Origin of the sequence: Janthinobacterium sp. 67 (assembly GCF_002797895.1) — a bacterium.
Taxonomy (GTDB): Bacteria; Pseudomonadota; Gammaproteobacteria; order Burkholderiales; family Burkholderiaceae_D; genus Janthinobacterium.
The window spans coordinates 5,799,179-5,817,589 of sequence record NZ_PGES01000001.1 but is presented as its reverse complement, the minus strand read 5'-3'; the positions used below and the strand labels follow the sequence as shown (position 1 = coordinate 5,817,589).

Sequence of the window (18,411 nt, the reverse complement as noted above, 5' to 3'; positions counted from 1 at the left end):
ATGAAAATTGCCATCGCCAACGATGTCGCCATGGCCGCCGAGGCCCTGCGCCGGGTGGTCGCCAGCACGCAGGAACACCAGGTGCTGTGGATCGCCCGCACGGGACTCGAAGCCGTGCGCATGTGCGAGGGCAACCGTCCCGACCTGATCCTGATGGACTTGAACATGCCGGAGATGGATGGCGTGGAAGCGACGCGCCTGATCATGGAGCAAAGCCCGTGCGCCATCCTCGTCGTCACGGGGCGCCCGCAGGACAATGTCAACCAGGTCTTCCGCGCGCTGGGTGCGGGCGCACTCGACGTCACGGCCACGCCCGTGCTGCAGGGCGAAGTGGGCGGCGACAGCGAACTGCTGGCCAAGATCAAGACCATTGGCAAGCTGATACGCCACAGCGCCGAAGCGCCGCCGCCGCGCCAGGCGAACGGCAATGGCGGCGACCGGGGCGATGGCCAGGTCAGCACTCTGGTGGCCATCGGCGCCTCGACGGGCGGGCCGTCGGCCGTGGCCAAGGTGCTGTCCGGCTGGACGGCGCCGCCCGGCTGCGCCATCGTCGTGGTGCAGCATATCGATGAAACCTTCGCCTCGCACTTCGCCAAATGGCTCGATGACCAGCTCAGCATGCCCGTGCGCGTGATCGCCGACGGCGACGAACTGGTGGCAGGCAGCGTACTGATCGCCAAGACCAATGATCACCTGCTGCTAGATCAAAATTATCGTTTGGGGTACGATGCAGCACCACGCGACTATGTTTACCGCCCGTCCGTCGATGTCTTCTTCAACTGCGTGGCACAGCACTGGCGCGGCGACGCCATCGGCGTATTGCTCACTGGCATGGGGCGCGACGGCGGCGATGGCCTGCTGGCCATGCGCCGCGCGGGCAAGACGACGATTGCGCAAGACCAGGCCAGCAGTGCCGTGTACGGCATGCCGCGTGCGGCGGCCGAACTCGATGCGGCGCAGCAAATCCTGCCATTGGATAGAATAGGCGCCAGCCTGCGCAGCCGCCTGGGCGCCAAGCTCAACAATGGGTGGGAGCCCTCCCCTAACATCTGAAAAGAATGCAATGCCAGAATTCTCCTCCAGCTTCACCCAGCATGAGCCCGCATTGACCGAATTCAAGGTCAGCGTGCTGCTGGTGGACGACCAGTTGATCATTGCCGAGGCAGTCCGGCGCATGCTCAGCGACCAGCAGGATATCGAATTTCATTACGTGACGGACGCCACGCAGGCGCTCGACACGGCGCTGCGTTTGCAACCGACCGTCATCCTGCAAGACCTGGTGATGCCCGGCATCGACGGCTTCGCGCTGATCCAGCTGTACCGCGACAACGCGGCGCTCGCGCATGTGCCCGTCATCGTCATGTCGGCCAAGGACGACCCGAAACTGAAGGCCCACAGCTTTGCCGTCGGCGCCAACGATTATGTGGTGAAACTGCCGGACCGCCTGGAGTTGCTGGCGCGCATACGCTACCATTCCAACGCGCACATCAGCCGATTGCAGCGCGACCAGGCATTCCGTTTCCTGCGCGAAAGCCAAAAGAATCTGGCGGATGCGAACATTGAATTACAGAAACTGGCTGCCCTCGATGGCTTGACGGGCATCGCCAACCGCCGCCGCTTCGATGAAACCCTGCAATTCGAATGGCAGCGGGGCCAGCGCGACAAGACGCCGCTGAGCCTGCTGTTTTGCGATATCGACCATTTCAAAAGCTATAACGACCACTTTGGCCACCTGGCGGGCGACCTGGGCCTGAAAAAAGTCGCCGCCGTGCTGACGGAACATTTGAAACGCCCGGCCGACCTGGCAGCCCGTTATGGCGGCGAAGAGTTCGCCCTGATCCTGCCGGAAACGGAAGCGGCCGGCGCGCGGCTGATCGCCGAGGCATGCCGGCGCCACCTGGAAGGTTTGCAGATCGAAAACCCGGCGGCCACCACAGGCATCGTGACCATCTCGATCGGCGTGGCCACCGTCGTCCCATCGCCGGACTCGACGATCGAGCAACTGATCAACCGCGCCGACCAGGCCCTGTACGCGGCCAAGCGCGGCGGACGCAACAGCGTGCTGAGCGCCAATGACGTCCGCGACTGATTTTTAACAGCAAGGAAAGTGAAGCATGAGCACACAACTGGACAATGTCAGCGTCGTCAAGAAGTCGAATATCTACTTTGACGGCAAATGCGTGTCGCACAACGTCATCCTCGCCGATGGCACGAAGAAAAGCGTGGGCGTGATTTTCCCGTCATCGTTGCGCTTCAACACGGGCGCGCCGGAAATCATGGAGATCGTCGGCGGCCTGTGCAAGGTACGTTTGGCTGACGCGGCGGAATGGAACAGCTATGGCGCGGGCACGCAATTCAGCATCCCGGGCAATAGCTATTTTGATATTGAAACCACTGAAACTGTCGACTACGTCTGCCACTTCGGTTAATCCACGCAGAAAAAACGTCCATGGCTGCGTTGCACTGCCTCGCCGTACTATACGTACTGTCTTCGGCAATGCGCCTTGCCCTGAACATTTTTTCAAGCGCGGATTGACTATTTAGACAAACACAGGCTCGGGCGACAGGCGCACGCCATATTTCGCCTCTACATCATCCTGTATCGCTTCCGCCAGCCGGGTAATGTCCGCGCCACGAGCGCCGCCATTATTCACCAGAACCAGCGCCTGCTTGGGATACACTCCCGCGGGCCCCAGGTTTTTTCCCTTCCAGCCACACTGATCGATCAGCCAGCCGGCCGCCAGCTTTTCCGTGCCATCGGCTTGCGCATGGTGCACAAGCGCAGGGAAACGTTCCAGCAAGGCAAGACATTGCTCCCGTGACACCACGGGATTCTTGAAGAAACTGCCCGCATTGCCGATCACGGCAGGATCCGGCAATTTTCGCCGGCGGATCGCCATTACCGTGTCGGCCACCTGTTGCGGCGTCGGCTCGGCAAGATTGCGCTCGGCCACGGCCTGCGCCAGTTCCGCATAGCGCAAGTTCGGCTGCCATTCGGCTGGCAAGGCAAACGTCACTTCCAGCACGATCAGCTCGCGCCCGTCCGCCTGCTTGAAGATGCTGTCGCGATAGGCAAAGCGGCAAGCGTCGCGGTCCATGTCGAAGACGATGCCGCTGGCGCTGTGCATGACGCTCACGCTATGCAGATAATCCTTGATTTCAACGCCATACGCGCCGATATTCTGGATAGGCGCCGCGCCTACCGTGCCGGGGATCAATGACAAGTTTTCCAGCCCGCCCACGCCTTGCGCCAGGGTCCACTGCACGAAATCGTGCCAGTTTTCGCCGGCCGCGGCCGTGACGAGTATCGTCTCGAAGTCCGCCTGCGCCAGGCGCATGCCGCGCGTGGCCATGTGCAGCACGGCGCCGGGAAAGTCGCCCGTGAGCACGATGTTGCTGCCGCCGCCCAATATCAGGCGCGGCATGGCGGACAGGGCGGGATCTTGCAGCGCGGCCTGCAATTGGGCCTGCGAAGTGATGCGTACATAGGCGGCAGCGTTGGCCGCGATGCCGAAGGTATTCAGGCGCTGGAGGTTGTAATTGTGTTCGATGGTGAGCTCTGGATGCATGAGATAGGGAAATTTTGCTCGATTATAGAGCGAAAGCGACAAAAAACCACCTCAGGACAAGGGCGACTTGTCCGTTGTCCGTTAAAATGTCGCATCTTTAACAGGGCCGTCCCATGGCGCGGAATCAGCCGCCAAGGCCCAGTGCGCCGAGCGCGCGCTCGCTTTAACAAGAAAAGGAACAGACCATGCCGTCATTTGATGTAGTCTCCGAAGCCGATATGATCGAAGTCAAGAATGCAGTCGAGCAATCGAACAAGGAAATCACGACCCGCTTCGACTTCAAGGGCAGCGACGCCCGCGTCGAACACAAGGAAAACGAATTGACCGCGTTTGCGGATTCGGAATTCCAGCTCAGCCAGGTACGCGACGTGCTGACCAACAAATTGACCAAACGCAAGGTCGATGTACGCTTCCTCGACGAAGGCGACATCAAGAAGATCGGCGGCGACAAGGTCAAGCAGATCATCAAGATCAAGAATGGCATCGAATCGGATGATGCCAAGAAAATCGTGCGCGTCATCAAGGACAGCAAGATGAAAGTGCAAGCGAGCATCCAGGGCGAAGCCGTGCGCGTCACGGGCGCCAAGCGCGACGACCTGCAGGCGGCCATGGCCATGCTGCGCAAGGACGTGCCCGACATGCCGCTGGAATTTAACAATTTCCGCGATTAATTTCGATGCTGCGCACGCTCCAGCCTGCGCTTGCACCCGCATGGAGGCAAGCTCTGCCTCGGAGAGCCTGCCCGCTTGGGGTAGAATTGAAGCTGCGCACAGCTACATGCGCCCGCGCGCCCGACCGGCGCCGGGCTTGACCGTACATCTGGCTCAGTGATAACCACGGTAGTCTAAGGATAGCAATGAAACGTGTTGATGATTTCCGCCTGCGATTTGGCAAAAAAGAATATGTGCCCATCATGATAGGCGGAATGGGTGTGGATATTTCCACGTCGGAGCTGGCCCTGGAAGCGGCCCGGCTGAACGGTATCGGGCATATCTCCGATGCCATGGTGGAAGACGTGTCGGATCGCCGTTTCGACACCACCTTCGTCAAAGACAAGACGAAACTGTACAAGTTCAACATCAATAACAGCGACAAGGCCGTGGTGCAGTTCGACCTGGGCCGCCTGGCGGAAGCGCAACGCCTGCATATCGGCCGCACCATGGAAGCGAAAAAAGGCGATGGTTTGATCTTCGTCAATTGCATGGAAAAGCTGACCATGAATGGACCGCGTGAAACCTTGCGCGTGCGCCTGAATGCGGCACTGGATGCCGGCATCGACGGCATCACCCTGTCCGCCGGTTTGCACTTCGGTTCGTTCGCCCTGATGGCCGATCACCCGCGTTTCCGTGATGCCAAGCTGGGCATCATCGTGTCGTCCGTGCGCGCCCTGCAGATTTTCCTGCGCAAGAACGCCAAGCTGGACCGTTTGCCCGACTTCATCATCGTCGAAGGACCTTTGGCTGGCGGCCACCTGGGTTTCGGCATGGACTGGGCCAATTACGACCTGCACACGATCACGGCAGAACTGCTGGCCTACCTGAAGGCCGAGCAGCTGGACATCCCGCTGATCGCCGCTGGCGGCATCTTCACGGGCAGCGATGCCGTGTCCTTCCTGGAAGCGGGCGCGGCCGGCGTGCAAGTGGCGACGCGCTTTACCGTCACCAAGGAATGCGGCTTGCCAAACAAGGTCAAGCAGGAATACTACAAGGCATCGGAAGAAGACATCATCGTCAATGGCGTCTCGCCGACGGGTTACCCGATGCGCATGCTGAAGAACACGCCCGCCATCGGCGCCGGCATCCGTCCAGGCTGCGAATCGTATGGCTACCTGCTCGACGCGACCGGTAACTGCGCGTACATCAACTCGTACAACCGCGAAGTGGCTGCCCATCCGGAGCAAAAAACCGTCGTCGTGATGGACAAGACTTGCCTGTGCACGCACATGCGCAACTTCAATTGCTGGACCTGCGGCCATTACACGTATCGCCTGAAGGACACCACGCACAAGCTCGACAACGGCGAATACCAGATCCTGACGGCCGAACACGTCTTCAAGGATTACCAGTTCAGCGTCGACAACCAGATCGCCCTGCCGGAAAAAGAAATCCTGGCAGCAAGCTGAATCTTGTCAGCCTGATATAAAAATGGCGCAGCCTGCGAAGGCTGCGCCATTTTTTTTATGCGGGGAGCATGTCACGCAATGCCCGTTCGATCGCGTCGAACGTGGGCCGGCGCAATACGTCTTCCTGCAGGCAAGCATCCATCAAGGCCTGCAAGGCGGGCAAAGGCGTCGTACCATGCGTGATCAACTCGCCCAGCAACACGCCAAAGGCGCGCGCCTCCATGCCCTGCAGCACTTCCCCTTGCGGCGAACCCGGCGCAAACATCGAGGCCGCGCCAAAGTCGCCCAGCAGGCAGGCGCCGGCGTCCGCATGCAGGATATTGTGCGCATACAGGTCGCCATGCACGATGCCGTGCGCATGCAGTTGGCACACGGCTGAGGAGATGCCGTGGGCAATGGCCAGCGCTTGCTGTGCCTCAAAGCACCCGCCATCGGCATACACGTCGCGCGTGCACGATGCCAGGCTCGGCGGGCCGGCCAGGTTGCGGTAGGCAACGTCGATAAGCGGCATGACGAGCCCCGTCGCCCCTTGCGGATGCGCATCGAGCGTCCCTAGGATGGGAATCAGTCCCGGATGGGCACCGGCGCGGATACAGGCGGCCATCTCGCTGCGCGGCAAGCCATCGCTGGTCATCGCCCCCTTGAACACTTTGACGGCGACATCATCGACGCCATCGAGGCGGGCACGGTAAATCACGCCCGACGCGCCCTCGCCCAGCTGCTGCGCCAGTTCCAGGCGCTGCCAGGCCACGCCCGCCACAGCTGTACCGGCCAGAGCGGCCAGCTCACGCGCTTCCGTAAAGGGATTGCCCGCATATGCGAGCCAGCTCAGGCGTGGCAAGGACAGCAGGCAGTCGGGCAGCGCCGTGAAACGGTTGGCGGCAATGCGCACCAGCTCCAGCCGACGGCAAGCCGCCAGGGTAGCGGGCAAGTGGCTCAGGCAGTTCCCAGCCAGCATGAGTTTCTGCAATTGACTGCACTTGCCCAGCTCATCGGGCATGGACTCGATGGCATTGTCGGTCAGGGTCAGCCAGCGCAGCTTGGGCGGCAAGGCTGCGGCCGGCACGTGGCGTATCCGGTTCGCCTTGAACCCGATCATTTCCAGGGCAAGGCATGAACCGAGCACGGCCGGCAAGGTGGTGAACAGATTATCCGAGCAAAAAATGATGCGCAGCTTGTGCAGGCGCGGCAAATCGTCGGGCAATGTGGATAGCGCGTTGCCGGACAGGTCGAGGATTTCCAGGCTGTCGGCCAGGTCGAAGATTTCGCGGGGGAATGCCGTCAGGCCGCAGGACAGTTTCAGGCGGCGCAGGCCAGCCAGTTGACCAGCACGTAATTGTTCCAGTGTATGCACAGCAGACAAGATATCCCTTTCAAGGTAGCACGCGGTCGATGCCATGCATAAAATCATTGGACGTAAAAAAACCCCAACCGGATCACCGGAAGGGGTTTTTTTGTATAACAAGCCTGACGATAACCTACTTTCACACTGGTTGCAGCACTATCATCGGCGCAAAGTTGTTTCACGGTCCTGTTCGGGATGGGAAGGGGTGGGACCAACTTGCTATGGTCATCAGGCATAACTTGTACTGGCATTTGTCCTCGGTGGAGCGACAAAGCCTGAATCTGGAAGAAGCAAAGATCGGGGTAATGACTGGTAGTATCAACAAACTCACAACGTTGTACCGTCTTATCCTCTGTACCTGCTAAGGTTATAGGGACAAGCCGTACGGGCAATTAGTACTGGTTAGCTTAATGCATTACTGCACTTCCACACCCAGCCTATCAACGTCCTGGTCTCGAACGACCCTTCAAAGAGCTCAAGGCTCTGGGAAATCTCATCTCAAGGCAAGTTTCCCGCTTAGATGCTTTCAGCGGTTATCTCTTCCGAACTTAGCTACCCGGCAATGCCACTGGCGTGACAACCGGTACACCAGAGGTTCGTCCACTCCGGTCCTCTCGTACTAGGAGCAGCCCCCTTCAAATTTCCAACGCCCACGGCAGATAGGGACCAAACTGTCTCACGACGTTTTAAACCCAGCTCACGTACCACTTTAAATGGCGAACAGCCATACCCTTGGGACCGGCTACAGCCCCAGGATGTGATGAGCCGACATCGAGGTGCCAAACTCCCCCGTCGATATGAACTCTTGGGAGGAATCAGCCTGTTATCCCCAGAGTACCTTTTATCCGTTGAGCGATGGCCCTTCCATACAGAACCACCGGATCACTATGTCCTACTTTCGTACCTGCTCGACTTGTCAGTCTCGCAGTTAAGCACGCTTATGCCATTGCACTATCAACACGATGTCCGACCGTATCTAGCGTACCTTCGAACTCCTCCGTTACACTTTAGGAGGAGACCGCCCCAGTCAAACTGCCTACCATGCACTGTCCCCGATCCGGATAACGGACCAAGGTTAGAACCTCAAACAAACCAGGGTGGTATTTCAAGGTTGGCTCCACGAGAACTAGCGTCCCCGCTTCAAAGCCTCCCACCTATCCTACACAGATTGGTTCAAAGTCCAATGCAAAGCTACAGTAAAGGTTCATGGGGTCTTTCCGTCTAGCCGCGGGTAGATTGCATCATCACAAACATTTCAACTTCGCTGAGTCTCGGGAGGAGACAGTGTGGCCATCGTTACGCCATTCGTGCAGGTCGGAACTTACCCGACAAGGAATTTCGCTACCTTAGGACCGTTATAGTTACGGCCGCCGTTTACTGGGACTTCAATCAAGAGCTTGCACCCCATCATTTAATCTTCCAGCACCGGGCAGGCGTCACACCCTATACGTCCACTTTCGTGTTTGCAGAGTGCTGTGTTTTTATTAAACAGTCGCAGCCACCAGTTTATTGCAACCCTTTCACCCTCATGGAGTAAACCAATCAAGCTACCGGGGCGTACCTTTTCCCGAAGTTACGGTACCAATTTGCCGAGTTCCTTCTCCCGAGTTCTCTCAAGCGCCTTAGAATACTCATCTCGCCCACCTGTGTCGGTTTGCGGTACGGTCTCGTATGACTGAAGCTTAGAGGCTTTTCTTGGAACCACTTCCGATTGCTTCGTGAACAAGTTCACTCGTCCCATCCCCTTGAATTCCGCGCCCGGATTTGCCTAAGCGCCTTCTATGAGACAGAAACTGACTATTCCAACAGTCAGACAACCTTCCGCGATCCGTCCCCCCATCGCATCATACGACGGTGCAGGAATATTAACCTGCTTCCCATCAGCTACGCATCTCTGCCTCGCCTTAGGGGCCGACTCACCCTGCTCCGATGAACGTTGAACAGGAAACCTTGGGCTTACGGCGTGGAGGCTTTTCACCCCCATTATCGCTACTCATGTCAGCATTCGCACTTCTGATACCTCCAGCATCCTTTACAAGACACCTTCGCAGGCTTACAGAACGCTCTCCTACCATATATATCTGTGATAAATCACAGAACAATATCCGCAGCTTCGGTGACTGGCTTAGCCCCGTTACATCTTCCGCGCAGGACGACTCGATCAGTGAGCTATTACGCTTTCTTTAAATGATGGCTGCTTCTAAGCCAACATCCTGACTGTTTTAGCCTTCCCACTTCGTTTTCCACTTAGCCAATCTTTGGGACCTTAGCTGGCGGTCTGGGTTGTTTCCCTCTTGACGCCGGACGTTAGCACCCGACGTCTGTCTCCCAAGCTCGCACTCATCGGTATTCGGAGTTTGCAATGGTTTGGTAAGTCGCAATGACCCCCTAGCCATAACAGTGCTCTACCCCCGATGGTGATACTTGAGGCACTACCTAAATAGTTTTCGGAGAGAACCAGCTATTTCCAAGTTTGTTTAGCCTTTCACCCCTACCCACAGCTCATCCCCTAATTTTTCAACATTAGTGGGTTCGGACCTCCAGGGCGTGTTACCGCACCTTCATCCTGGCCATGAGTAGATCACTTGGTTTCGGGTCTACACCCAGCGACTGATCGCCCTATTCGGACTCGATTTCTCTACGGCTTCCCTATTCGGTTAACCTTGCCACTGAATGTAAGTCGCTGACCCATTATACAAAAGGTACGCAGTCACGGAACAAGTCCGCTCCTACTGTTTGTATGCACACGGTTTCAGGATCTATTTCACTCCCCTTCCGGGGTTCTTTTCGCCTTTCCCTCACGGTACTGGTTCACTATCGGTCGATTACGAGTATTTAGCCTTGGAGGATGGTCCCCCCATATTCAGACAGGATGTCACGTGTCCCGCCCTACTTGTCGTACGCTTAGTACCACCGGTCCGATTTCACATACGGGGCTATCACCCGCTATGGCTCCTATTTCCAGAGGATTCTGTTATCGGTCCGACTATCACGTACAGGCTCTTCCCATTTCGCTCGCCGCTACTTTGGGAATCTCGGTTGATTTCTTTTCCTGCAGCTACTTAGATGTTTCAGTTCGCCGCGTTCGCCTTGCAACCCTATGTATTCAGGTTGCAATACCCTAAAAGGGTGGGTTGCCCCATTCGGAAATCTGCGGATCAAAGTGTGTTTGCTCACTCCCCGCAGCTTATCGCAAGCTACTACGTCCTTCATCGCCTGTAATCGCCAAGGCATCCACCATGTGCACTTATTCGCTTGTCCCTATAACGTTAGCCTCTGAAGACCGAAGTCATCAAAGAGCGCTACAGGGATAAGAAAGTACAACGTTGTTGCTTGTTTGTTGATACATACAATCATTACCCATCGATTCGCTTTTTACGGCAAACCGATCAATAAATAATCTTTACTTCTTCCAGATTGTTAAAGAACGAAACAGCTTTGATCGCTAAAAGATCAAATCTAAACCCAGAGGCTTACATTTGTACTTTCAAGTAAAACTTTGGTGGAGGATGACGGGATCGAACCGACGACCCCCTGCTTGCAAAGCAGGTGCTCTCCCAGCTGAGCTAATCCCCCTGGGTAATGACTGGTAGGGCTGGTTGGACTCGAACCAACGACCCCCGCGTTATCAACACGGTGCTCTAACCAGCTGAGCTACAGCCCCAACGCGGAACTACTACGACTACTGTTTCTTCTTAATTAAACAGCCGATAAGTGTGAACATTTGATGCGTGAACCAGTTACCTGATTCGTGCAAACTCTAGAAAGGAGGTGATCCAGCCGCACCTTCCGATACGGCTACCTTGTTACGACTTCACCCCAGTCACGAATCCTACCGTGGTAAGCGCCCTCCTTACGGTTAAGCTACCTACTTCTGGTAAAACCCGCTCCCATGGTGTGACGGGCGGTGTGTACAAGACCCGGGAACGTATTCACCGCGACATGCTGATCCGCGATTACTAGCGATTCCAACTTCATGCAGTCGAGTTGCAGACTACAATCCGGACTACGATACACTTTCTGCGATTAGCTCCCCCTCGCGGGTTGGCGGCGCTCTGTATGTACCATTGTATGACGTGTGAAGCCCTACCCATAAGGGCCATGAGGACTTGACGTCATCCCCACCTTCCTCCGGTTTGTCACCGGCAGTCTCATTAGAGTGCCCTTTCGTAGCAACTAATGACAAGGGTTGCGCTCGTTGCGGGACTTAACCCAACATCTCACGACACGAGCTGACGACAGCCATGCAGCACCTGTGTACTGGTTCTCTTTCGAGCACTCCCCAATCTCTCAGGGATTCCAGCCATGTCAAGGGTAGGTAAGGTTTTTCGCGTTGCATCGAATTAATCCACATCATCCACCGCTTGTGCGGGTCCCCGTCAATTCCTTTGAGTTTTAATCTTGCGACCGTACTCCCCAGGCGGTCTACTTCACGCGTTAGCTGCGTTACCAAGTCAATTAAGACCCGACAACTAGTAGACATCGTTTAGGGCGTGGACTACCAGGGTATCTAATCCTGTTTGCTCCCCACGCTTTCGTGCATGAGCGTCAATCTTGACCCAGGGGGCTGCCTTCGCCATCGGTGTTCCTCCACATATCTACGCATTTCACTGCTACACGTGGAATTCTACCCCCCTCTGCCAGATTCTAGCCTTGCAGTCTCCAATGCAATTCCCAGGTTGAGCCCGGGGATTTCACATCAGACTTACAAAACCGCCTGCGCACGCTTTACGCCCAGTAATTCCGATTAACGCTTGCACCCTACGTATTACCGCGGCTGCTGGCACGTAGTTAGCCGGTGCTTATTCTTCAGGTACCGTCATTAGCAAGAGATATTAGCTCTCACCGTTTCTTCCCTGACAAAAGAGCTTTACAACCCGAAGGCCTTCTTCACTCACGCGGCATTGCTGGATCAGGCTTTCGCCCATTGTCCAAAATTCCCCACTGCTGCCTCCCGTAGGAGTCTGGACCGTGTCTCAGTTCCAGTGTGGCTGGTCGTCCTCTCAGACCAGCTACTGATCGATGCCTTGGTAGGCTTTTACCCTACCAACTAGCTAATCAGATATCGGCCGCTCCACGAGCATGAGGTCTTGCGATCCCCCACTTTCATCCTTAGATCGTATGCGGTATTAGCGTAACTTTCGCTACGTTATCCCCCACTCCAGGGTACGTTCCGATATATTACTCACCCGTTCGCCACTCGCCACCAGAGCAAGCTCCGTGCTGCCGTTCGACTTGCATGTGTAAGGCATGCCGCCAGCGTTCAATCTGAGCCAGGATCAAACTCTTCAGTTTAATCTCTGTTACTTTGCCGTTTTACCGGCATGGTCGAACTATTTAACTAGTTCAAACCCCTCGCATTGCGAGGGGTTTGCTCACTCAAAAAACTGACAGGCTACTTCCGAAGAAGTATCCTATTTCATTATTTCTTGTGAACATTTGATATTTTAAGTTAGACGCCAATCCGAAGATTGACGCTGCACTTACATCAAATGCCCACACTTATCGACTGTTAATTGTTAAAGAACTATATTCGGTTACTGCTTTCGCGCTATCGACAAAGCGTTGTGTTTGTCAGCTGCGAAGAAGGAAGAGTATGAAGCATTTCGCTAAATCCGTCAACTCCTTCTTTTCTCTCGTCTCACTCTGCATTTGCATGCGTCGTTCAGCGAGGGGGCGAATTATAGCCCTGCCCCACATTCCCCGCAAGCGATATTTACCGCCCCTCACCGCCCAGCAAGCCTGGCCTTCACTTCAAGCGCCTTTTTGTGCAGCCTGTCGCAATCGGCTGGCGTAGTTCGTGGTCTTTAGGCACAGTGGCACCATCAGACTCTGACGCTACGCAACAAGGGGTTAAACTTGCCCGCTGCGTCCATTAACTCTTGTATTTGAAAGTGCCCCATGCTTCCGATTTCCAGCCTGCCCGAATTGTTGAAAACCATCCTCGCTTGGTTGCAACGGGCATTCGACGCGACGACGACCTGGGTCACCCAACTGTCTTGGTGGAAATTCTTCCTGTTCGCTGCGCTGGCACTGATCGCCGGTTCCATTTTGCAAGATGAGCTGTTCTCGTCCAGCCCGGATGAAGAAGTTGTCATCAAGTCGCACAAACGCAGCAGCAAGGGTTCGGGTGAAACCAATATCCTGATCGACGATACGGGCATCCATTTCAATCCCCGCAACAACAAGAACCGGCGCAGCAGCGCCACCGACGCGGCCAGCGAACCGGCCGATGCCGCCGAAGCGGACGCGCAGGCCAAAGCCGTGCCGTCAGAACCACCCGAGCCGCCTGCCGCCCCCGCCAAGCCTAATTATCCGGTGACGACCAATGCATCGGGCGAAGAGGTTCATATTGAATTGCCGCCACAAATCGGCGAAGAGCTGTCAAATGCCATCGAAGAAGCCGTCGATGATGCTGCCGAACAAAAAGTGTCGCGCTATCACCAGCAAGCCTCGACCTGGTTCAAGAGCTTTGTCTCCTTGCTGGTGTTGGCCCTTTTCGCCATGAAAGCGCTGGTCGGCGGCAAGAAACGTGCGGAAGCGGAAACCGTCACGGCGAACGAAGCAGCCGAACGCGAATCCATGCAGCGCCAGCTCAGCGAGGCGAAGATGCAGATGATGCAGGCGCAAGTCGAGCCGCACTTCCTGTTCAACACGCTTGCCTCCGTCGAGCACCTGATTCAGGTCGACCCGCCGCGTGCGGCCAAGATGCAGCGCAGCCTGATCCAGTATCTGCGCGCCGTGCTGCCGCAAATGCGCGACAACGCCCTCATTACCAACCTCGGCCGTGAAGCGGACATGGTGCAAGCGTACTTGAACCTGCTGAAAATGCGCATGGAAGAGCGCCTGACCGTCGATTTCCAGATTCCCGACGGCCTGCGCAGCGCCGCCTTCCCGCCCATGATGTTGCAATCGATGGTGGAAAATGCCATCAAGCACGGCCTGGAAGTCAAGCCGGAAGGCGGCACCCTGCGCATCGTGGCCGAAGTGGCGCACAGCAAGCTGCGCGTGACGGTCACCGATGACGGCCTGGGCTTTGGCGTGGTCCCCAGCGATGGTACGGGACTGGGCTTGCCCACGATCCGCGAGCGGCTGAAGCTGCTGCATGGCGACGAGGGCAGCCTGACCATTACGCCAAATCAACCGTCCGGCGTGTGCGCCGTGATCGAAGTGCCCTATCAATTGTCCAAATAAGACAGAGTAGTTGATAAAAACGCCAAATCATTGAATAATCAATCTTCGCCTGTTCACACTTGAGACTTATGCCTACCGCTATTATTGCCGACGACGAAAGACTGATGCGCGACCAACTGCGCCTGCGCCTGGGCCAGGCCTGGCCCGAACTGGAAATCATCGGCGAAGCCAAGAATGGCGACGAAGCGATCGAACTGGTGGAGCAACTCAAGCCTGACTTTGCCTTCCTCGATATCCGCATGCCGGGCAAGACGGGCATGGAAGCGGCGCAAGTTATCGGCAGCAAGACGCACATCGTCTTCGTCACGGCCTATGACAGCCACGCCGTCGAAGCCTTCGAACGGGGCGCCGTCGACTATGTACTCAAGCCGCCCGAGCACGAGCGCTTGCTGGTGACGGTGGAACGCCTGAAAACGCACTTGAACAAACCCGCCATGGACGTCAACAGCAGCGTCACGGCCATGCTGTCGCAGCTGGCGGAAAAAATCACGGCCAAGCCCACGTATTTGCAATGGATACAGGCCAGCATCGGCCAGGACTTGCGCATGATCCCCGTGGAAGAGATTCTGTTTTTCCGTTCTGACGAGAAATACACGTGCGTGCAGACGGCCAAGTACGAGGCGCTGATACGCAAGCCCGTGCGCGATCTGGCCGAAGAGCTCGACCCTTCCCTGTTCTGGCAAATCCACCGCGCCACCCTCGTCAACGTGAATGCCATCGAAGGCGTGACGCGCGACATCCGCGGCCGCCACCTGGTGCTCATCAAAGGCAAATCCGACAAGCTTGAAGTGAGCCGCAGCTTCCTGCACCTGTTCAAGCAAATGTAAGTCTCTCGCCGCCGCCAGGCCCAGGCCGGCGCGGCGCACTCTCTTCTGCCCCCTTCCTGCGCCACATCAAACCGTGCCACGCCAGCAGGCATAGGCTATATCAAGTCTCGCCCGCCATTCCTGCACTGCCTGCCTTCGCCCACGTTCGCAAGGAGAGCCCCATGCCCGACCGAGGCAGTCCCGCACTGCTGCGCTTCTTGCCGTTGGGTATGGCGGCGGCGCTTTTGCTGTGCCTGTTTCCGCCACTGAAAGCCCGCCGACAACAGCAGGCGCGCGGCCAGGCCATCATCGACAGCGCCAGCGACGCCATCATCAGCATCGACAGCCGGCAAATCATCCTGCATGCGAACGCGGCAGCAGCCAGATTGTTCGACGACACGCCGGCCGCCATGTGCGGCATGCGCCTGGGCCACTACATCCTGCGCGACTTGCGTACCCTGGGCGGACTGGGCAAGCGCGATGGCGATCCGCCGTTTGGCGACATCTGCCAGGAGCTGCGCCTGACGGGCCGCCGTGCCACCGATTACACCCTGACGGGACGGCGCAGCGATGGCGCCATGTTTCCCCTCGAAGGCTCGCTCTCGGCCATGCAGGAAGATGGCCAGAGCGTATTTACCATCATCGTGCGCGACATCAGTGCGCGCCAGCAGATGCATGAACAGCTGGCCCGTTCCTTTTCGCAATTGCGTGAATTGTCGAGCGCGCTGCAAACCATCCGCGAAGAAGAGCGCAAGCATATCGCGCGCGAATTGCATGATGACCTGGGGCAGTTGCTGGCCACCCTGCGCGTCGACCTGACCCTGGTGCGCCAGCACACGGACACCACCGCGTCCCTGCAGGCGCTGCTGCACAGCATGGACGGCCTGCTGGTGACGGCCATCACCTCGCTGCGGCGCATCGCCAGCAACCTGCGTCCGCGCGCCCTCGATGAAGGGGGCTTGTATTTTGCGCTGCAAAAACTGCGCCACGACTTCCTGCTGCGCCGCGCCATCCATTTCGACTTGCTGGCCGACGAAGCCGACCTCGTGCTCGACGATGCGCGCAGCACGGCCATCTATCGCATCGTGCAGGAGGCGCTGACGAATATCGCGCGCCATGCCGAAGCGAGCCACATCACCATCGCCCTGCACCGCATCGACTCTTCCTTGGCAATCACCATCCAGGATGACGGCCGCGGCATCGCCGAACACGACATGGAAAAGGCCACGGCCCTGGGGCTGCTGGGCATGCGCGAGCGGGTATGGGGCTTGAATGGCAACATCCATATCGGCGCCGATAGCGAACTGGGTGGCACGCGCATCGAAATCTCGCTGCCCATGCATGCCGAGGAGGCCGCGGCGGCGATGCAATAAAAAAGGCGCCCGCAGGCGCCTTCCACTTCGTCACATCGAACGATGCTTAGAATTTGTGTGCCAGGCCGATCTGGTACGAGGTCAGCGACTTGACGCGCTCGCGGCCAGCGTAAGCGTACACGTCGGTGCGCTTCGACAGGTGGTAGTCGTAGCCGACGCCGAATTCCTTGATGGTGTCCTGATCCTTGAACTTGTTGTTGCTTTGCTCTTGCTTGCCATACGACACTTTGGCATCGCCGCCGCCGACCGTGTAGTTCAGGCCGATCAGGTAGGACTTGAATTCGCCAGTCGTGGCAACTTTGGTGTCGCCTTTCGAGTAGGCGGCCGTGATCTTGGCTGGGCCGAATTTATAGCCGCCACCGATGGACCACAGGTCAGGCTTGGCGGCCGTTGCCGTTGCTTGCACGGCTTTTTCGTAGCCGGCGTGCAAGCTGATTGGGCCATTGTCGTAGGTTGCCAGGCCGATCACGCCTGCGTCAGCGCTGTTGACTTCGCTCAGCACGTATTGCAGGCTGCCCACGAAACCTTCAAAGCTTGGGCTGTTGTAGGTCACGGCATTGTTGACGCGCGACGAGCCGACGCCCGAACGCAGCAGGGTTTCATTGTTCTTGCCGACGACACCGTAGGTGTTGAATGGGTCGACGCGGGCGATGGTGCCATCGACCAGGTTCTTGGTGCGGCCCAGGATGGCGGTACCGAAAGCGCCTTTCAAGCCCACGTAGGCTTGACGGTCGAACAACACGCCTTTTTGCGCGCCAGTGTCGGCCAGGAATTCACTTTCCAGGTTGAAAATGGCGGACAGGCCGCCACCCAGATCTTCCGTACCCTTGAAACCGAGGCGCGACGCATTGTTTTCGCGCTCGACGGTCGGCTGGCCAGTGGTCTTGGCAATACCAAGGTCAACCAGGCCGTACACGGTGACGTTCGATTGTGCTTGTGCCGTAGCTGCTGCGAAGGTGCCGATGATCAATGCTGCCAGAGTAATTTTTTTCACTTGAGATTCTCTACATTAGGTTGGACAAGGTGTGCCGCTGCTGAGCTGCTTAGCTGCTGAACCGAATCATGCCCATCAAATACTTCAACAATATGACAACGACAAGATGTTGCTTTTTGGCACAACGTCGTGTCAGATAAAAACAACAGGCGAAAAAAAACCGCCCAAGGGCGGTTCATGCGGCGGCAAGGCCTATTTACCGTAGGTCGGATTAGCGGGGCAAGGCCATGCGTAATCCGACAACATTGTTGGCAAGGTGGCGGTATCGGATTACGCGGCTGCGCCGCTAATCCGACCTACCATCTACACAGATCAGCCTTACTTCAGGCGGCAGCTCAGCAGCCAGTAGTACTCCAGCCGCTTCATGCGAATTTCACGGGCCGAGTGGGCAAACTTCTTGCGCAGGTGGCTATCCGATGGGAAATTCTTCAGTACTTCATAGCGCTCGCCCGCGTCCGTCGTGCGGAACTGGTGGGTATTTCCTTCCAGGTCGGTGCGCGCGATCACGGTGCTGCTGCCGTCGACATAGGAATTGTCGATCAGCACCAGCAGGATGTCCTTGCCCAGCTTGCTGCGCAATTGCTTCAGGTATTTGTCCTGGTCTTCGCGCTTGACGTGCGACCACCAGAAGCCGGCGAACACGGCAGTGAACTTGCCCTGCAAATCATCGGGCAAGTTAAAAGCGTCAAGCTTGGCGAAACTGACGTTGTCAGGCAAGCCGCGCGCCTGGGCCAGCGCCAGCATTTCATCGTTGATATCGGTGGCCAGCACGGACTCGGCCGACTCGGCGACCACTTCCGTCCAGTAGCCGGTGCCGCAAGCCAGTTCCAGTACGGTGTGGCCTTCGAGCACGTCGGCGACCTTGTCGCGCAACACTTCCAGGTCTTCCTGGCGTTCGGGCTTGTCATAGACGCGCTCGTACTGCTGCGCGATGGTGGCGTAATATTTGGCAAGCTGATCGGTAATCATTGTTTCTTCTCTTCTTAAATAATCTTGGCCAGGCAACCG

General features: G+C 57.2%; 12 protein-coding genes, 2 tRNA genes and 3 rRNA genes. 8 read left to right on the top strand and 9 right to left on the bottom strand.

The window, feature by feature from the left end; all coding sequences use genetic code 11:
* Genes cheB through ppnP form a run of 3 tightly spaced genes read left to right on the top strand, consistent with a single transcriptional unit; the run spans position 1 to position 2,429 of the window.
* On the top strand, positions 1 to 1,053 hold the full coding sequence (gene cheB, locus CLU90_RS26115) for a chemotaxis-specific protein-glutamate methyltransferase CheB (protein WP_092717726.1): 1,053 nt from the start codon (positions 1 to 3) through the stop codon (positions 1,051 to 1,053).
* A gap of 10 nt (positions 1,054 to 1,063) precedes the next feature.
* Positions 1,064 to 2,089 carry a diguanylate cyclase gene (locus CLU90_RS26110; RefSeq protein ID WP_092717723.1) on the top strand — a complete coding sequence of 342 codons (1,026 nt, stop codon included), beginning with the start codon at positions 1,064 to 1,066 and terminating at the stop codon, positions 2,087 to 2,089.
* 25 nt (positions 2,090 to 2,114) lie between these two features.
* Positions 2,115 to 2,429, top strand: coding sequence for a pyrimidine/purine nucleoside phosphorylase (gene ppnP / locus CLU90_RS26105; RefSeq protein ID WP_100429215.1), 315 nt, complete (start codon positions 2,115 to 2,117; stop codon positions 2,427 to 2,429).
* 111 nt (positions 2,430 to 2,540) lie between these two features.
* Here ppnP and murB read toward each other — a convergent pair whose 3' ends face one another.
* Complete coding sequence (gene murB, locus CLU90_RS26100; protein ID WP_100429214.1) at positions 2,541 to 3,569, bottom strand: UDP-N-acetylmuramate dehydrogenase; 1,029 nt, start codon at positions 3,567 to 3,569, stop codon at positions 2,541 to 2,543.
* 185 nt (positions 3,570 to 3,754) lie between these two features.
* On the opposite strand from murB, the gene CLU90_RS26095 reads away from it, so the two are divergent.
* A complete protein-coding gene (locus CLU90_RS26095) occupies positions 3,755 to 4,240 on the top strand; it encodes a YajQ family cyclic di-GMP-binding protein (RefSeq protein ID WP_034759416.1) in 486 nt (161 codons plus the stop codon).
* A 185-nt stretch (positions 4,241 to 4,425) separates the two neighbouring features.
* Positions 4,426 to 5,691 carry a nitronate monooxygenase gene (locus tag CLU90_RS26090; RefSeq protein WP_092717715.1) on the top strand — a complete coding sequence of 422 codons (1,266 nt, stop codon included), beginning with the start codon at positions 4,426 to 4,428 and terminating at the stop codon, positions 5,689 to 5,691.
* A 55-nt stretch (positions 5,692 to 5,746) separates the two neighbouring features.
* Here CLU90_RS26090 and CLU90_RS26085 read toward each other — a convergent pair whose 3' ends face one another.
* The 6 genes from CLU90_RS26085 to CLU90_RS26060 form a co-directional block, all read right to left on the bottom strand.
* The gene (locus tag CLU90_RS26085) at positions 5,747 to 7,045 is read right to left on the bottom strand and encodes a leucine-rich repeat-containing protein kinase family protein (RefSeq protein ID WP_232731411.1); all 1,299 of its coding nucleotides are present in this window, start codon (positions 7,043 to 7,045) and stop codon (positions 5,747 to 5,749) included.
* Positions 7,046 to 7,156: 111 nt separating this feature from the next.
* Positions 7,157 to 7,269, bottom strand: a 5S ribosomal RNA gene (gene rrf / locus CLU90_RS26080).
* Between the two features lie 138 nt (positions 7,270 to 7,407).
* Positions 7,408 to 10,297, bottom strand: a 23S ribosomal RNA gene (locus tag CLU90_RS26075).
* Between the two features lie 239 nt (positions 10,298 to 10,536).
* Positions 10,537 to 10,612, bottom strand: a tRNA-Ala gene (locus CLU90_RS26070).
* An 11-nt stretch (positions 10,613 to 10,623) separates the two neighbouring features.
* Positions 10,624 to 10,700 (bottom strand) — tRNA-Ile (locus tag CLU90_RS26065).
* A gap of 100 nt (positions 10,701 to 10,800) precedes the next feature.
* A 16S ribosomal RNA gene (locus CLU90_RS26060) occupies positions 10,801 to 12,331 on the bottom strand.
* The 16S, 23S and 5S rRNA genes sit together here with 2 tRNA genes alongside, the layout of an rRNA operon.
* A gap of 606 nt (positions 12,332 to 12,937) precedes the next feature.
* On the opposite strand from CLU90_RS26060, the gene CLU90_RS26055 reads away from it, so the two are divergent.
* The 3 genes from CLU90_RS26055 to CLU90_RS26045 all read left to right on the top strand — a co-directional run bounded on the left by CLU90_RS26055 (position 12,938) and on the right by CLU90_RS26045 (position 16,409).
* Entirely contained in the window at positions 12,938 to 14,230 is a 1,293-nt protein-coding gene (locus CLU90_RS26055) for a sensor histidine kinase (protein ID WP_100429212.1), read from the top strand.
* 68 nt (positions 14,231 to 14,298) lie between these two features.
* Positions 14,299 to 15,057: a LytR/AlgR family response regulator transcription factor gene (locus CLU90_RS26050; protein WP_092715273.1), complete on the top strand. Its 759-nt coding sequence runs from the start codon at positions 14,299 to 14,301 to the stop codon at positions 15,055 to 15,057.
* Between the two features lie 161 nt (positions 15,058 to 15,218).
* Positions 15,219 to 16,409, top strand: a complete 1,191-nt coding sequence (locus tag CLU90_RS26045; protein ID WP_100429211.1) for a PAS domain-containing sensor histidine kinase — start codon at positions 15,219 to 15,221, stop codon at positions 16,407 to 16,409.
* A gap of 46 nt (positions 16,410 to 16,455) precedes the next feature.
* On the opposite strand, the gene CLU90_RS26040 is transcribed toward CLU90_RS26045, so the two are convergent.
* Together CLU90_RS26040 and CLU90_RS26035 are read right to left on the bottom strand one after the other, a co-directional pair.
* The gene (locus CLU90_RS26040) at positions 16,456 to 17,403 is read right to left on the bottom strand and encodes a porin (protein WP_100429210.1); all 948 of its coding nucleotides are present in this window, start codon (positions 17,401 to 17,403) and stop codon (positions 16,456 to 16,458) included.
* Between the two features lie 318 nt (positions 17,404 to 17,721).
* Positions 17,722 to 18,372, bottom strand: coding sequence for a class I SAM-dependent methyltransferase (locus CLU90_RS26035; protein WP_092715269.1), 651 nt, complete (start codon positions 18,370 to 18,372; stop codon positions 17,722 to 17,724).
* Positions 18,373 to 18,411 lie beyond the last annotated feature (39 nt).

Coding starts and splice junctions, on each gene's coding strand:
- ppnP (WP_100429215.1), top strand. CDS start 2,115: ATGAGCACACAACTGGACAATGTCAGCGTCGTCAAGAAGTCGAATATC.
- CLU90_RS26095 (WP_034759416.1), top strand. CDS start 3,755: ATGCCGTCATTTGATGTAGTCTCCGAAGCCGATATGATCGAAGTCAAG.
- CLU90_RS26050 (WP_092715273.1), top strand. CDS start 14,299: ATGCCTACCGCTATTATTGCCGACGACGAAAGACTGATGCGCGACCAA.
- CLU90_RS26055 (WP_100429212.1), top strand. CDS start 12,938: ATGCTTCCGATTTCCAGCCTGCCCGAATTGTTGAAAACCATCCTCGCT.
- CLU90_RS26110 (WP_092717723.1), top strand. CDS start 1,064: ATGCCAGAATTCTCCTCCAGCTTCACCCAGCATGAGCCCGCATTGACC.
- CLU90_RS26045 (WP_100429211.1), top strand. CDS start 15,219: ATGCCCGACCGAGGCAGTCCCGCACTGCTGCGCTTCTTGCCGTTGGGT.
- cheB (WP_092717726.1), top strand. CDS start 1: ATGAAAATTGCCATCGCCAACGATGTCGCCATGGCCGCCGAGGCCCTG.
- murB (WP_100429214.1), bottom strand. CDS start 3,569: ATGCATCCAGAGCTCACCATCGAACACAATTACAACCTCCAGCGCCTG.
- CLU90_RS26035 (WP_092715269.1), bottom strand. CDS start 18,372: ATGATTACCGATCAGCTTGCCAAATATTACGCCACCATCGCGCAGCAG.
- CLU90_RS26090 (WP_092717715.1), top strand. CDS start 4,426: ATGAAACGTGTTGATGATTTCCGCCTGCGATTTGGCAAAAAAGAATAT.